11 protein-coding genes are annotated in these 14,836 nt (G+C 67.0%); all 11 read right to left on the reverse strand.

What is annotated here, in order from left to right:
• Positions 1-29: 29 nt before the first annotated feature.
• On the reverse strand, positions 30-1,430 hold the full coding sequence (locus HHAL_RS02550; RefSeq protein ID WP_011813311.1) for a sigma-54 dependent transcriptional regulator: 1,401 nt from the start codon (positions 1,428-1,430) through the stop codon (positions 30-32).
• 101 nt (positions 1,431-1,531) lie between these two features.
• The gene (locus HHAL_RS02555; protein ID WP_011813312.1) at positions 1,532-1,879 is read right to left on the reverse strand and encodes a flagellar protein FliT; all 348 of its coding nucleotides are present in this window, start codon (positions 1,877-1,879) and stop codon (positions 1,532-1,534) included.
• A gap of 11 nt (positions 1,880-1,890) precedes the next feature.
• Positions 1,891-2,313 carry a flagellar export chaperone FliS gene (gene fliS / locus HHAL_RS02560; protein WP_011813313.1) on the reverse strand — a complete coding sequence of 141 codons (423 nt, stop codon included), beginning with the start codon at positions 2,311-2,313 and terminating at the stop codon, positions 1,891-1,893.
• A gap of 121 nt (positions 2,314-2,434) precedes the next feature.
• The gene (gene fliD / locus HHAL_RS02565) at positions 2,435-3,865 is read right to left on the reverse strand and encodes a flagellar filament capping protein FliD (protein ID WP_011813314.1); all 1,431 of its coding nucleotides are present in this window, start codon (positions 3,863-3,865) and stop codon (positions 2,435-2,437) included.
• Positions 3,866-3,942: 77 nt separating this feature from the next.
• Positions 3,943-4,356, reverse strand: coding sequence for a flagellar protein FlaG (locus tag HHAL_RS12480; RefSeq protein ID WP_011813315.1), 414 nt, complete (start codon positions 4,354-4,356; stop codon positions 3,943-3,945).
• A gap of 75 nt (positions 4,357-4,431) precedes the next feature.
• The gene (locus HHAL_RS02575; RefSeq protein WP_011813316.1) at positions 4,432-5,910 is read right to left on the reverse strand and encodes a flagellin N-terminal helical domain-containing protein; all 1,479 of its coding nucleotides are present in this window, start codon (positions 5,908-5,910) and stop codon (positions 4,432-4,434) included.
• Positions 5,911-6,232: 322 nt separating this feature from the next.
• On the reverse strand, positions 6,233-7,642 hold the full coding sequence (locus HHAL_RS02580) for a flagellin N-terminal helical domain-containing protein (protein ID WP_011813317.1): 1,410 nt from the start codon (positions 7,640-7,642) through the stop codon (positions 6,233-6,235).
• Positions 7,643-8,082: 440 nt separating this feature from the next.
• Positions 8,083-10,377: a TonB-dependent receptor family protein gene (locus HHAL_RS02585; RefSeq protein ID WP_011813318.1), complete on the reverse strand. Its 2,295-nt coding sequence runs from the start codon at positions 10,375-10,377 to the stop codon at positions 8,083-8,085.
• Positions 10,378-10,623: 246 nt separating this feature from the next.
• On the reverse strand, positions 10,624-11,355 hold the full coding sequence (locus HHAL_RS02590) for an outer membrane protein (RefSeq protein WP_011813319.1): 732 nt from the start codon (positions 11,353-11,355) through the stop codon (positions 10,624-10,626).
• Between the two features lie 121 nt (positions 11,356-11,476).
• Positions 11,477-12,739 carry a flagellar hook-associated protein FlgL gene (flgL, locus tag HHAL_RS02595; RefSeq protein ID WP_011813320.1) on the reverse strand — a complete coding sequence of 421 codons (1,263 nt, stop codon included), beginning with the start codon at positions 12,737-12,739 and terminating at the stop codon, positions 11,477-11,479.
• A gap of 10 nt (positions 12,740-12,749) precedes the next feature.
• On the reverse strand, positions 12,750-14,807 hold the full coding sequence (gene flgK / locus HHAL_RS02600; RefSeq protein WP_011813321.1) for a flagellar hook-associated protein FlgK: 2,058 nt from the start codon (positions 14,805-14,807) through the stop codon (positions 12,750-12,752).
• Positions 14,808-14,836: the final 29 nt, after the last annotated feature.

Below are 14,836 nucleotides of genomic sequence, written 5' to 3' on the forward strand. Positions count from 1 at the left end.
CTTGCCGCATGCGGCCCGCCCGTGCCGCCTCAGGCGGGGCGCTCCACGTCGAGCCGGCGCAGCTTCTCGACCAGGGTGGTGCGGCGCAGCCCGAGGAGTCGTGCGGCGCGCCCTACCACGCCGTCGGTGGTCTGCAGGGCCTGACGGATCAACTCCTGCTCCACCTCGGTCAGGTACCCCTTGAGGTCGATGCCCTCGGACCAGTCCACCGCCGGCAGCGGCACCCCCGCCTGACCGTTGACGGGCTCCGCCGCAGCCGCCGCCCCATCACCGCTATCGAGTTCCTCACGGGCGGCATCGCGGATCTTCTTGGGCAGGTCTTCGACCCCCACCTCACCGTAGGGGCAGAGGATGGCCAGACGCTCGACCACGTTGGCCAGCTCGCGCACGTTGCCCGGCCAATGGTACGCCGAGAGGCAGGACATGGCCGCCGGGCTGACCCGGACCGACCCCCGCCCTTCGTCCTCGATCCGGCGGATGATCTCCTCGACCAGCACCGGGATATCCCCCGAGCGCTCGCGCAGGGCCGGGATCTCGATGGGGAAGACGTTGAGCCGGTAGAACAGGTCCTCACGGAAGCTGCCGTCACGGATGCCGGTATCGAGATTGCGGTGGGTGGCGGCGATCACCCGGACATCCGCGTGGATGGGCTTGTTGGAGCCGACCCGCTCGAAGGTCCGCTCCTGGAGCACGCGCAGCAGCTTCACCTGCATGTGCATGCTCATGTCCCCGATCTCATCGAGGAAGACGGTCCCGCCCTGGGCCATCTCGAAGCGGCCCTGCCGGGCACTGATGGCGCCGGTGAACGCCCCTTTCTCGTGGCCGAAGAGTTCGCTCTCGAGCAACTCGGCGGGGATGGCCCCGCAGTTGATCGGCACAAAGGGGCGGGTTCGGCGGGAGGAGCGGGCGTGGATATTCCGTGCCACCACCTCCTTGCCGGTCCCGGACTCGCCGAGGATCAGCACGCTGGCATCGGTATCAGCCACCTGCTCGATGAGGCTGGCCACCCGCTGCACACCGCGGCTTTCGCCGGCGAGCCGGGGCGCCCGGCCGGCACCGCCGTGCTCGCGGTGGCGAATGTTGTGGCTGAGCGCCTGACGCAGGGCAGCGGTGAGCTGCCCCTGGCGCAGGGGCAGGTCGAGGACCCCGAGCACCCCGTGCTGGATATCGCCGCCGCGGCGACGGGCGTCCGCATCCGGGGCCACCAGGAAGACCGGGAGTTCGGGGCGGCTGTCGATGAGCCGCTGCAGACAGCTTCGCTCGTTGCCATCGATACCGACCAGGGCCATGGCCAGGCCGGAATAATGGGTGGCTGTGCTGCCGGCGTCGGTGACTTCGGCGGGGATAGGTTCGTGTTCAAGGAACTGGAGCACCGTCTCGATACCCCAACGACGCTCCGCGTCACTGTCGACGACCAGAACCTGGACCAACGCACCCCTCCGATGCCGGAACACCTATCTGAGAAAGGGGGAGTTTACGCGGGCCACGCGGGGGCGTCAAAAAATCGTCACACTCGGCGGCAAGGAATTGCCTAGTCGGAATAACGCGAGTAGGCGTCGCGGGCCTCGCGCTGGTGGTGTTCATCGCGGGACGCGGCGCCAAGGCGATCCCGCTCGGCCTCCATCCAGGCTCGGACGGCCCGATCGCACTCCAGGGATTCGGCGAGGGCCTGACGAGCCAGATCGGCGCCGGGGTGGTTCGGGTCCTCGGGCAGCTGCCGGGCCTGCTTCTCGCGCAGTCCGTTGCGCTCCATGACCCCGTCCCAGTCGCCGGCTTCGGCGCAGCGGCGCATCTGCCGGGACAGCTCGCGGAGGCGCCGAGCGGTCACGGCCACCGCCGCCCGCTCCTCGCCGCCTCCGGAGCCCTCGCCGCCGGCCACGGCTGCGCCTCCTACTCGCCGCGGGCGGCGGCCGCCGCGGCGGCCTCGCGGGTCCGCACCTCCGGTGGGATGGCGTCCCAGGCGCTCTTGATCTCGCGCATCAAGGAGGCGACCTCGTCCAGATACTGCACCTCGTTCTGCGCATTCGCCTCGACCAGGCGGCGCTGCATGTAGGTGTACAGCTCCTCCAGGTTGCCGGCGATTTCGGCGCCGCGCTCGTGGTCGAGCCCGGAACGCAGGCCGTCGAGGATGGAGATGGCCTTGCTGATCAACTCACCCTTGACCGCGATCTCCTGGCGCTCCATGGCGCCGCGGGCCTGGGCCACGCGATCCAGAAACCCGTCCATGAGCAACTGCACCAACCGGTAAGGGTCGGCGTAGGCCGCGCTGGAGTAGGTCCCGACTTGTTGGTATTGGTTTATGCCGCGATGCATGCTCATATCCCGTTCCTACTCTTGGGGGTAGTTGTTGCGCGCTCTCTCCGTTTAGCGGCTGCTACCCGTGATTCTTGAGGGGTGGGGGAGGAACCCCTTTTCCGGCACCCCGCCGAGCGTGTTAATCCCTGCTGTTCATGGCAGCCAGGCGCTGCTCAAGAAACTCCGAGGTCTGATTGAGCTCAGCCACCCTCGAGTCCATGCGCGAGAACTCGCTCCGCAGCTGGTCCTCGCGCCGCTCCATGCGCCGATCCAGGCGCTCGCGATCATCGGCGATGCGGTCGAGCCGACTCTCGACCCCGTCGGTCCGCATGTCGATCACGCTATCCCGGCCGAGGGCGTTCTCAAGCACCCCCTCAAGCCGCGACATCACCCCGCTCTCCGGGTCGGTCATCATGCGCGTCACCAGCTCTGAGTGCTCACCGACCATCTGCTGCATGCGCTCACCATCAAGATCCAGGGTGCCGTCACGGTTGGTGCGCACACCGAGGTCGCCGAGGGAGGAAATGGGCGCCCCGTCCAGCGCCTCCACTGGTTCGTTGACGGCCCGACTGAGCTGCGAGAGGAGGTTACGCAGGGTGTGATCCCCCTGCAGCGGACCCGCCTTCTCGGCCTCGGGGTCGTAGTCGGAGAGCTGGTTGAGCTGGGCCCGCACCTGGTTGAACGAGTCCACCAGACGCTGGATGTTCTCTTCGGCCAGCCCCGTCTGTTGCTCGATGGAGACGCGGCTGCGGCCCTCCTCCTTGAGGCTGAGGGTGGCGCCCTCGATGGCCCCCTCGATGCGGTTCTCGGGTCGCGTGATCTGCATGCCGTCGATGGTCACAACGGCATCACTGGCTGGCCGGACCTCCTGAAAGGCGCCCATGGGCTCGCCACTCTGGGGGTCCGCGACGTTGTACTGCAGAGCTGACAGGTTGCCCTGATCGTCCTCCGGGTCCTGCTCGGCACGGATCTGGGCGATGGCGTTCGCCCGGCCGGTCTGCTCGGTGGCGATCGCCAGTCGCGGCCCCGCCCCGTCGTCCACCACCGAGGCGCGAAGCCCTTCGGCCTGGGCGTTGATGGCGTCGCGGATGCCGAGCAGCGTGCCCGACTCCTCGTCGATGGTCACTGCCTGCTCGTTGCCCTCGCCGTCGGTGATCACCAGCCGGCCAGTGCCCACCGCATCGGCGCTGTCCTCGAAGGCACCGCTGGCCGTGGCGAGGCGCTGGGTCCGCGCCAGCTGCTCGACCTCCACGTCGTACTGACCGGGGCGCGCCTCTTCGCTGGCCGAGACCGCCGCCACACCGGCATTGCTCGACTCGGCGTCGATGCCGGAGTAGGCACTCGGATCCCCCAACCCCTGCACGGCCTCCTGCAGTTCGCCGATGGTCCCGCGCATCTGCCCGAGGGCCTCGAGCTTCTCCTGGAGCTCTTGCTCACGCCGATCCAAGCGCTGCTCGGTGGGAGCCCGCTCGGCTCGCACTAGATCCTGGACCATCTTGTTGGTATCGATGCCGGAGCCGACGTCCATCTGGCTCGGCATATTCGGCATCTGATCCAGTGGTGAGACCATAGGAGGTCGCCTCTTCCGGTATCGCTAAAGGGCCTGTCCGGCTGACCGTGCCGGCGGCACACCCGTTCCGCCCGCGCTCAGGCCTCCCCGTTGAAGAGCAGCCCCTGCACCTCGCGCATGCGCGCAGCGATGGCCAGCATCTCTTCCGGGGGGATCTGGCGCACCACGTCGTCGGTACCGCGGACGTAGACCGTGACCACCGTCTTGCCGGTGGCGTCGTCGACCCGGAATTCCAGGTCGCGGCCCACCTGCTGCATGAACTTCTCCATGCGCTCGACCGCCTTGGCCAGCGCCTCCGGGTCATCCGCCTTGAAGTGCTCCAGTGGCTCGAGCTCCCTCAGCGGCACCCGGGACCCGTCCTCGACCTCGGCGGCGGCAATGGGCGCTGCCGAGTCCTGCTCGGGAGCGAGGCGCCTGCCCTCCTGATGCTCCGTCGGCCGCGACCAGGCCATGCTGCTGGCCACGGAGCTCACCTTGTGCATTTCACTCATACAGCCTCCCGACCGGCCCTGCTACCAGGCCCTGGGGCCGGGTTCCGGAAGGCGTCCCGGATGTCCCGGCCGTCGTTACTGCTGCAACAGCTGTGCCACTTGCTGCGGGATCTCGTTGGCTTGACCCAGCACCGAGGTGCCCGCCTGCTGCAGGATCTGCGTCCTGGTCATCTCGGCCGTCTCCTCGGCGAAGTCGGCATCCAGGATCCGCGAGCGGGATGCGCTCAGGTTCTCCGAGGAGATGTTCAGATTGTTGATCGTGGCATCGAACCGGCTCTGGATCGCACCCAGATCAGCCCGGGTGTTGTTGATCTGCTGCAGGGCGAAGTCCACCGCCACGATGGTATCCGACGCAGTCTCCCGGGTGCGCACATCCACCGGATCCACGCCACCCACCGTGTACGCCTCAGCCTGAAGATCCTCATAGTCGCCGCCGGGCTGCCAGTTCTTGAGCCCGATCGCCCCGAGGTCGGCGTCGTCGTCCCCCTCCAGCGGATCGACCCGGAGCTCACCACCGATCTCCGTGGACAGGGTGATGCCCCGCTCGACAATCAGCCCGGTGCTCTCCTCGTCGGTGCGATCCAGGCCCTGTCCGACCGTGGTGCCACCGACGGAGAGCGCTCCCTCGGCATCGTCCGAGATGTACTCCAGCTCGAAGTCGCTGTTGGAGACGAAGGACCAGCCGTTCTCGCCGTTCTCCAGACGCACCCCGGTCTCCGAGGCCTGGTCGTTGACCCGAGCGGCAAAGTCGCTCATGTCCTCCATGTCGCCATCGAGCTCAATGGCGTGGTCGTTGATCCGCAGCTGGGCACGCTCCCCTTCCGCGAGACCGTCGAACTCCACCGCCTGGGTCTCGGCACGGTCGGCGCGCATGGCGGAGACCCCGGTCTCGGCCTGACGCTCGTTGATCTCGCTCGCCACGTCGTTAAGCTCGCGGGCGTCGCCGAGATCGATTTCCTGGCCGTTGACCTGCAGGCCGCTCGGGAGCTGCACTCCCTCGCCGCCGGCGGTCTGGTGCACGGCACGACCCTCGGCCACATTGGCCCCGAGGTTCTCGGCACGCACGTCAACGCCCCCGGCATTGATCGTCTGCCCGCGGTTCGGCCCCACCTGGAAGACCAGCTCGCGCAGGGTGCCGTTGAGCACGTTCTGCTGGTTGAACTGGGTGCTCTCGGCGATCCGGCCGATCTCCTGCACGGCAGCCTGCACCTCGCGGTCCAGAGCGGCACGGTCCGACGGCGAGTTGGTGTCGTTGGCCGACTGCACCGCCAGCTCGCGGACCCGCTGGAGCAGATTGCTCATCTCTTCCATGGCGCCTTCCGCCGTCTGGGCAAACGAGATGCCGTCATTCGCGTTGCGGGCGGCCTGATCCATGCCGTTGATCTGGCCGGTGAAGCGCTCACTGATCGCCAGACCGGCGGCATCGTCCCGGGCGCTGTTGATACGCAGCCCCGAGGAGAGCCGCTCCAGGGCCACCTCCTGGTCGCCCCGGGAAGAATTCAAGTGCCGTTGCGCGTTCAGCGATGCAACGTTGGTGTTGATCACCTGTGCCATGACCCGTCTCCTCACGTCTGACGCCGTATCGACGCCGTTTCGCTGACCCCAGCGCGAGCGACCCTGTTCGCTTGGGCTCGCGTCTCGCGCTCTTGCCCAAACGTATCGGCGCTCCCTGACAAAGCTTTAACGGTCCCGTTTGCTGGAAACGGCAACCGCCGGGTCAGTCCGCGTGAGTTCAGGTCATGCTCCGGATGTCACCTCCGAGTTTCTTTCGATCGGTTCAGGAGTAATCCTGGCCTGCTTTGAGCTGGGGAGACGGCTCGGGGTCAGCGAGCCGAAAGCGGAGCCCGGGGGGTCAAGCCGGGCTCCGCCTCGGGTCTTACTGCAGCAGGGTCAGGACGTTCTGCGGTGCCTCGTTGGCCTGGGCCAGGACCGAGGTGCCGGCCTGCTGGAGCACCTGGGCGCGGGTCATGGCGGCGGTCTCGGCGGCGAAGTCCGCATCCAGAATCCGGGAACGGGAGGCTTCCATGTTCTCGGAGACGTTCTGCAGGTTGCTGGTGGTGGCCTCGAAGCGGTTCTGCACCGCACCCAGGTCGGCCCGGGCGTCGTTGATCTGCCCCAGGGCGAAGTCCACCGTGCGGATGGCGTCATCGGCATCGGTGCGGGTGGCCACGCTCAGCGCATCCGGCCCGCTGACCCGGTGACGGCTCATGTCCATCTGCTCGTCGCTCATGCCCAGAGCCGCCAGTGTGTCCGCATCCCCATTGACATCCAGGCGCTGCCCCAGATCGGTGGAGAGCTGGACACCCCGCTCGAAGCGCATCCCCGATTCTTCAGCCTCGAGACCCAGATCACCGATCGGGCTGTTGTCACCCGGCTCGATGCGGAAGTCGGACTCGGAGACGAAGCGCACCTGGTCATCGCCGACCATCTCGGCCCGCACACCCGTGTTGCCCGAGGCCGCGTTCACCTCGTCGACGAACTCACCCACCCCGGCGTCCTCGCCCACACTGACGGTGGTGCCGTTGATCTCCAGGCTGGAGCCGCCGTCGTTGTTGAAGTCGAACGCCTCGGTGGTAGCGCGGTCAGCCCGGAAGGCCGTCACGCCCGTGGCACGGGACTGGGCGTTGATGGCGTCCATGGCGTCGGAGACGCTCCGCGAGCCGCTGACATCAACATCCAGCCCGTTGATGTTGATCGAGCCGTCCAGGTCGAGATCGCCGTAGTCACCGTTCTCGTCCAGGGCCCGCTGCACGGCCTGCCCCTCACCGATCTCGGCACCCAGGTTGTGGCCGCGCACATCGACACCGCCGGTGTTGATGCTCTGCGCACGGTTGGCGCCCACCTGGAAGACCAGCTCATCCAGCGAGCCGTCCAGGATGTTCTGGTTGTTGAACTGGGTGCTGGAGGCGATCCGGTCGATCTCCTGCACCGCCTGCTGCACCTCGGCCTCCAGGGCCTGACGGTCTTCGGCCGTGTTGGTGTCGTTGGCCGACTGCACCGCCAGCTCACGGACCCGTTGCAGGAGGTTGCCCATCTCCTCCATGGCCCCCTCGGCGGTCTGGGCGTAGGAGATGCCGTCGTTGGCGTTGCGCTCCGCCTGGTTCATGCCACCGATCTGCGAGGTGAAGCGCTCGCTGATCGCCAGGCCGGCGGCGTCGTCGGCCGCGGAGTTGATCCGCTGCCCCGAGGAGAGCCGCTCCAGGGCCTGCTGCTGCTCGGCCTGGCTGCTGCTCAGGTGCCGCTGACCGGTCAGGGACGCAATGTTGGTGTTGATGACCTGTGCCATTGCCTTTGCTCCTTATACTCCGCTGTTCGGAAGGCCCGGGCGGCCGGTTGTTGCCGCCTGTCGGTACCCATTCTTTCGCCTTCACTGAGCGTATCGGCGCTAGGCGGCAAGGCTTTACCCCTGGGCGGCAAAAATTTTCCCAAGCGGCAACCGCAGCGGCAAGACAGCGGCAACACTCGGCCATCGGCGTGCAACCCGTTGGCGGCTGTAGGGTTGCGAACGGCGGCCGGTTGCCGGCGGAGGCATGGCCACGGTCACCGAGGGAGCCGGACGGATCCCGGGAGTTCGACAGGCGGCAACAACGGGGCGCGTTGGGCGGGCAAAAAAATGCCGGGAAGGCAACCCTTCCCGGCAATCAAGCGCCGATCAATCGGCTGGAGGGAGCCGCCGAGGCGGCAAGCATGAGCACCCCTGAGTAGCGGGTGACCCGTGACGTGAGATCAGAAGTCGACGCGCATGCCGGCCCAGTAGGTCCGCGGCGCGCCGGGACGCGCCCCCGCCGGACGGTGGTGCGCGACATAGGTTTCGTCGGTGAGGTTCTCGATACTGCCGAGCAACCGCACGTTATCTTTCAACTGATAGTGGGCGGAGAGGTCGAACAGCCAGCGGGCGTCCATCTTCAGATCACTGTAATCGCGATCGGCCAGGGCACGCGTCTCCGAGACGTAATTGGCATTCAGGTTGACGCGCCAGTCGGCCTGGCCGACACCGGCACTCAGGTTAAGTTGGTGCTCGGGGATCTCCGGCAGACGGTCGCCTTCGCGGGCGTTGGCCAGCTGGTTGGGGCCGTCGTCGATATCCTGCCGGAACTCGCTGTCGGTCCAGGTGTACCCGATACGAACCGGTAGCTGAACGTCGAGGCCCTGACTTTCCCCGAGGTCGTGAAGCCACAGCGCCTCGAGGCCCCAGATGTGGACCTCACCGGCAGAGACGAGATCGTCTTCAGTCTCGCAGGCACCGCCCACATTGGTGCACTCGTAGTTGATGTTGGAGTAGTCGTTGAAGAAGCCGATCACCTCGGCCTGCGTGTACTGGTCGTTGAAACGGAAACCAGCCTCGTAGTTAACGCTGCGCTCCTCGTCGGCATCCGGGTTGGCGCCGGACGGGGCGAAACCGCGGTGCACTCCGCCAAGCACGCTCCACTGATCATCGATGGCGTAGGTGGCGCCGATACCGGGGACCCAGACCCGATAGGTGTTGGAGTAGGAGCCGTCCGCATCGAGATTGGCGCGCCCCAGGTCAGCCCACTGCTTGCGCTCCATGTCGATGTGCTCGTAACGCACGCCGGGGACCAGGGTCCACGAACCGCGCTCCATGGTGTTCTGCACGTGGAAGGCGTAAGCCTCGGCGGAGGTAACCCGGTTGGTGGTCTCACCCGGGTTCTCCTGCTCGTCGAGCACCATGTAGCCATCGTCGGTCATCTCGAACGAGTCCTGCCACTGCTCCCGGTCCTCTTCGTCCTCGTGGTAGCGGAAGCCCACCTCCATGTCGTGGTCCCAGCCGAAGGCCTCGAAGAGATGACCCACCTGCACCTGGATGCCCTGGGCGTAGTATTCGCGGTTGTTGGCGCGGACATTGCCGCGGGCATCGTCATCAATGCTCAGATCCCCGTCATAGGCAGTATCGAAACCGCCGAGGATCCACGCCAGCTCGTCCTCATGATCACCCGGGTCGCGGAGGATGTCGGAGATGCCCGTAAAATCACCGGTACCGTCACCATCCACCTCATGCAGCTTGTACCAGTTGCGCACGGTGTCGGTGCGGTAGACGGTGGTGGTGACGTCGGTGTCCACCGTGGGCTGGATGTAGTGGCGGACCTGATAGAGGTCGTTCTCGGTGTTGATCTCGTCGAGCTGTGAGCCGGCGTAGCGCCGGTGCGGGTTGTCGTCGAAGTCCCCGGGAAGCAGGCCGAGGTAGGTGTCGTAGATAGTGCGCCGGTCGCGGGCGTACTTGAACTCGAGTTCCTGATAGACCTCGGCAGTAGGATCGCTGGCCCATAGGCCCTTAGCGACGAAGTTGTTGCGATCGAAGCCCGTGTTCGGCACCGGGTTGTTCGGCTTGTTGGATTGATCCCCGGAGAGCGGGTGATCGAGCTCCTTGAAGCCGTCGCTCTGCTCCGTGTAACTCTCCAGCAACCACCCGAACTGCCCCTCACGCCCGCCGATGTGGGCGTGGGTTCGCCGCCCATTGTCCGACCCCAGACGCCCTTCGACCTTGCCGGAGGTCTCCTGCGGGATCGGGGTGGAGGTCATGTTCAGGGCGCCGCCCACGGTGTAGGGGCCGTGCTTGATCGCACTCGAGCCCTTGCGCACCTCCACGTTGTCCATGCGCCCCATGGGCGGGAAGTAGTAGGCCGCCGGGGCGGCGTAGGGCGCCGGCGAAGCCGTCAGCACCCCGTCCTCCATAACCGTGATGCGGCCGTTTCGCTCCGGGTTCACGCCGCGCATGCTGATATGCGGGAACTGGCCGTAGCCCTCCTCCTCGGCAACATTGACGCCAGGGATCTGGCGCAGGATGCGGTGGGGGTCGCTGTATCCCTGCCGATCGATGTCTTCGCGGCTGAGCACCTGGGCCGATCCGGCGGTATCCTGCACCCGGTCCGGGCCGCCGGTGATCATGATCCGATCGAGCAGTCGTGAGGACCCGTCGTCGGCATCGGCCTGGGCGGCGCCCAGGGTCCCTCCGGCCATGACTGCAGCAGCAGCAACCCCCCAAGGTTTCACGGTCTGGTTCATGCCCCCCCCTATGCGTGGCGCTGTCACTGTGATGTGCTTTTGCGCATTCTAGTGAGAACGATTCGCGTTTCCAATACACAAGAGGGCCTCAGGCGGGCTTTCCCCATCGCTATTCTCGATAACCAGGGCGCCCAGGATTGAGCCAGCGCAAATCAATGGCGGGAACGGAGGCGGTGGGGTCGTTGAGGGCGGTGTACCCGGACGCCGTGGGAGACGCCCGGGAGCGGGTTGGGTCGGTGTGCTGGTTTACCAGGCGTAGCCGACGCCGAGGTTCATGGCAGCTTCGGTAAACTCGACTTCATGGGCACCAGAGAAGAGGTCCTCATCCCCGTACTGGTAGAGGTTGCCCTCGACACGCATCATCACCGGCAGCTGGGTGGAGCGGTACTCGAGCCCCACCCCGACACCGATGCCAACGAACGTGGTGTCATCCGACGCCTGATCGCCGCCACTCTCGGCCTGGACTTCCAGGTTCCGCACCTGATAGCTGAGCCTGCCGTAGAGCATGCTGGTGCCCTCCTCGAGGACCCCGCCAAGCCGGACCGAAAGGCCGTACCCGTCGCTCACCTGCGCCGTCAGGCCTTCCGCAGCCTCGAGTGCGTCGTCGGCCATGGCATGGCCCAGGGCGTAGTTGATCTCGGCACCGTAATAGAGCGACTGGGATTGCAGGCCGGCGCCGACAAACAGCTCGCCCCGGGCACCCACCGCATCGGTGCTGAAGCTCAGGGTGGCGTCACCCTCGTCAAAAGAGACGTCGTCGACGTCAAACCCGGAGGCGCCTACTTCCATGGCCACCGAGGGCAGGGTCGCTGCAGCATGGATGCCGAAGTAGGGCCCCTCGAACGGCAGGGTGCGGTCGAAGAATCCGGTGGTGTTCTGCTGGCCGAACTGCGCGCTGGCCAGGGACGGCGCAACGATCCCTGCAACCGCGGCCAGCGTGATGGCCCCTCTCCTTACACCGATACCCGGTCGCCGCATGGCGTTGGCCTCTCTGTCCACAATTGAGTGTCTCTTACGATAGGGGTCGGCCGGCAGGCCGAAACCTTGAGGCCTGCCCGGATCACGCCGAGCGGAAACCCAGCCCAGAAGGTAGCAGAGATCAGATGTAGTCGAACAAAGAGAGGTTCTGCACGCGGCCGAAGGTGGACTGGGCCGCCTCGAGGCCGGTGAGCTCTTGGTTGAAGCGGCCGGTGGCCTCGGCGTAGTCGAGGTCGCGCTCGTCGGAGGTGGCCTGCTTGAGATCGATGATCGCCGCCTCGTTGCTGGCTTTCTCGCTGTCCAGGGTAGACAGGCGGGCGCCGATCTCGGAGCGGACCCGGTAGGTGTTCTCCATGGCCAGGTCGAGGTCGCCCAGGGCACGGTCAGCGGCGTTGCGGAAGTCGGGGCCCTCGCCCTCCTTGAGGGCCCCGATCAGCTCGTTGACGGTGGCGAAGATCGACTGCGACCGACTGCCGGTGATGGTGAAGAAATCGCCGTCACCGTCCTCCCCGGGCTCCGGATGGCCCTCGATCTTCACCCGCACCCCGTCGTCGACCTCGATGGTCGCCCCCGGCTCGTAGAGCGGGGCATCCTCCACCGCCGGTGGGCCACCGTCCTCAGTGCCCACCCACTCCCAGGCGTTCTCGTCCTCAGGATTGTCGGTGCGCTGCACGGCGTAGCGAGTGTTACCGTCCTCGTCCTCGGCGAAGCGGATGCGGTACTGCTCGGCGGTGGGGCTGCGCACCTTGCCGTCGACGACGCTGACCACGCCGGTTCCGCGGTTGCCCTCGCCCTGGAAGGCCTGGTACTGGCCGTTGCCATCGGGGACCTTCATGAAGGCGTCGAAGCCGGAGTGGTCGACCCCGATCTGCCGGCCGGGGCCGATGCGCACCTCGCGGCTGTTCTGGTCGCCGTGGTAGGTCACGTGGCCGTCGGTCCCCATGTTGAACGGCTGGGTGCGGGTGCGTGATCCGGAGAAGAGGTACTCGCCGTTGCCGTCGCGGCTGTTGCCCAGCTCCACCAGCTGCTTGTAGCGCTCCTCGATCTCCGAGGCGATGTAGCTCCGGGTGCTGGCATCCTGGGTCCCGTTGGCCGCCTGCACGGTGAGCTCACGGATCCGCTGCAGCTCGTTGCCGGCCTGCTCCAGGGCGGACTCGGACATGGACAGCCGGGTGCGCGCCAGGTCGCCGTTGCGGTTGAACCGCTCCAACGACTCGGTGGCCCGCTTGAGGTCGAGGGTGCGCGCCGCCGAGGTGGGATCATCCGACGGCCGCAGCACCCGGCGCCCACTGGAGAGCTGGGTCTGGGTGTCGTTGATCTCGCTCTGCTGGCCGGTCATGTTCTGAACGGCCGTGTTCTGCATGTGACTCGTGGATACGCGCACGGCTCACCCCCTAACGACGCACCGCGTTGAGCATCTCCTGGAAGACCTCATCGGCACTGGTGATGATCTGAGCGGCGGCCTGATAGGCCTGCTGATACTCCATCATGTTGGCCGCCTCCTCATCCAGGTTGACGCCGGAGAGCTCCTCCCACTGCTCCTTGGCCTGGTTGAGCAGGGCCTCCTGGGCATCGCGGTTGGTCTGCACGCGCTGGCTGAAGCCGCCGAGCTCGCCGACCATGGCGCTGTAGGCCTCCTGGAAGGTGCTGTTGCCGTTGTCCATGACGGTGTCTTCCATGAGCTCGGCCATGCGCAGGGCGTTGGTGTTGTCGCCCACGCCCTCGTAGTTGCCGTAGAGCCCGAAGCGGTCGCCGTCATCCGGCACACCAGAGATGCGCACCGAGATGTCCAGCTCGGCCAGCGCCTCGGCCGCGGCGCCGCTGACCGGCTCCACGTCCTCGGACAGATTCACCACCTGGCCGCGCTCGGGATCCTCGGGATCGTACTCGAACGTCCCGACGGTGTCGCCGCCGATGGTCACGTTGAAGGTGCCGTCGTCCGAGTAGGTCATCTCGACCCCCTGCTGCAGGGCACCCCCCTCCTCCAGGGCGGCCATCACGCCGTCGGCCCGGCCGACATCCGGCGGTCCGATGCGCGCCCGACCGGTGTTCTCAGTCTGGCCGTCCTCGCGGGGCGCCTCGCCGGTGACCACCGGGGCGGCGGCGGCCACCTGGGTCGGGCGGGAGAGCCGCCCCTCGATGCCCTGGGCCGCGTTGCGTGTGGGCTCGATCAGGAAGCGATCCCCCTCCTGGAGATCGCCGGCTTCGGGGTCCGGCGGATAGAGGATGAGCCCGTCGAAGCGGTAGCCGCCGTCGGCATCGGGCTGGATGTCCGCATCCTCGCCCGTGCCCAGGGTGCGCACCTCATTGGTGTCCTCGGTGAGGACCTGCAGCTGCCCGTCGACCACCCGCGCCTGATAGTTCTCGCGGCGCAGATCGCCGATGCGCTCCTCGTCGATGACCACCTGGGGCTGGCCGTCACCGGCGTTGCCCCGGTGGGCCGAGACGCCGGCCTCGCGGGCGTAGTCGAAGAAGTCGTCGCCGGCCTCGGGGTAGCCGCTGTCGAACTGGATGCCGCTGCGGTGCTGCTCGTTCATGGCCCCGGCCAGCGAGGTGGCCACCCGGCCGATCTCATCGCGGGTCTCGTCCAGCACGCCGTTGCGGAACTCCAGCAGCCCGCCCAGGGAGCCGCCCTGCACGGCGCTGGTGATCTGTACCTCGCGGTCGCCGCGGCGGACAGCCAGCTCCGGGCGCTCCGGGTCGAAGGCGTTACGGGTGACTTCCAGGGTATTGGCCCGGTCGCCGGTGACCAGCGGCTGGCCGTTGCCGATACCGACGTTCAGCGAGCGATCGTCCTGCTCGGTGACCCGGACAGTCACGTGTTCGGAGAGTTGGCGGATCTTTTCGTCGCGCTGGTCGAGCAGGTCGTTGGGCGGACGCTGCGGGTTGGTCCAGCGGCTGCGGATCTCGCCGTTGAGTTCGGCGATGGACTCGGCCAGGCCGTTGATCTTGTCGGCCTCGGCCCGCACCCGCTTGTTGACGTCCTCCTCCAGGGTCAGCAAGCGGTTGTCCAGGGTGTGGAAACGGTCCGCCAGGGCCTGGCCCTGGGTGAGCAGCTGCTGCCGCGAGACGGTGTTCGACGGGTCGTTGGCCACCTCTTCGACGGCGTCGAAGAATTGACGCAGGGACGGGCTGAGGCCGGCGTCCTGGTCGGCGACCAGATTGTCGATGCGCCCGGTCATCTCGGCCAGCCGGTCCAGCCGCTCGTACTCGGCGTGGTTGTTGCGCAGGGCGTCGACGCGGTGGTCCTCGCTCAGACGCTGGATGGTCTGCACCTGCGTGCCGGTGCCGATGGCCCCTCGGGAGTGGTAGTGCGGGATGCTCGTATCCTGCTCCACCCGCTGGCGGCTGTAGCCATCGGTGTTGACGTTGGAGATGTTGTGCGACGTGGTCGCCAGGCCGCGCTGCGATGCGCGCAGCCCGGAGATGCCCGTCTGCAGGATATCGACCATAGATTCCGCCTCGTTGGGGCCCGCGGGCC

This window comes from Halorhodospira halophila SL1 (assembly GCF_000015585.1).
In the GTDB taxonomy this organism is placed as follows: domain Bacteria; phylum Pseudomonadota; class Gammaproteobacteria; order Nitrococcales; family Halorhodospiraceae; genus Halorhodospira; species Halorhodospira halophila.

Excerpts from the sequence above, each read along its gene's own strand:
- HHAL_RS02590 (WP_011813319.1), bottom strand. The coding sequence starts at position 11,355 with ATGCGGCGACCGGGTATCGGTGTAAGGAGAGGGGCCATCACGCTGGCC.
- HHAL_RS02575 (WP_011813316.1), bottom strand. The coding sequence starts at position 5,910 with ATGGCACAGGTGATCAACACCAACGTTGCATCGCTGAACGCGCAACGG.
- fliD (WP_011813314.1), bottom strand. The coding sequence starts at position 3,865 with ATGGTCTCACCACTGGATCAGATGCCGAATATGCCGAGCCAGATGGAC.
- flgK (WP_011813321.1), bottom strand. The coding sequence starts at position 14,807 with ATGGTCGATATCCTGCAGACGGGCATCTCCGGGCTGCGCGCATCGCAG.
- HHAL_RS12480 (WP_011813315.1), bottom strand. The coding sequence starts at position 4,356 with ATGAGTGAAATGCACAAGGTGAGCTCCGTGGCCAGCAGCATGGCCTGG.
- fliS (WP_011813313.1), bottom strand. The coding sequence starts at position 2,313 with ATGCATCGCGGCATAAACCAATACCAACAAGTCGGGACCTACTCCAGC.
- HHAL_RS02585 (WP_011813318.1), bottom strand. The coding sequence starts at position 10,377 with ATGAACCAGACCGTGAAACCTTGGGGGGTTGCTGCTGCTGCAGTCATG.
- HHAL_RS02580 (WP_011813317.1), bottom strand. The coding sequence starts at position 7,642 with ATGGCACAGGTCATCAACACCAACATTGCGTCCCTGACCGGTCAGCGG.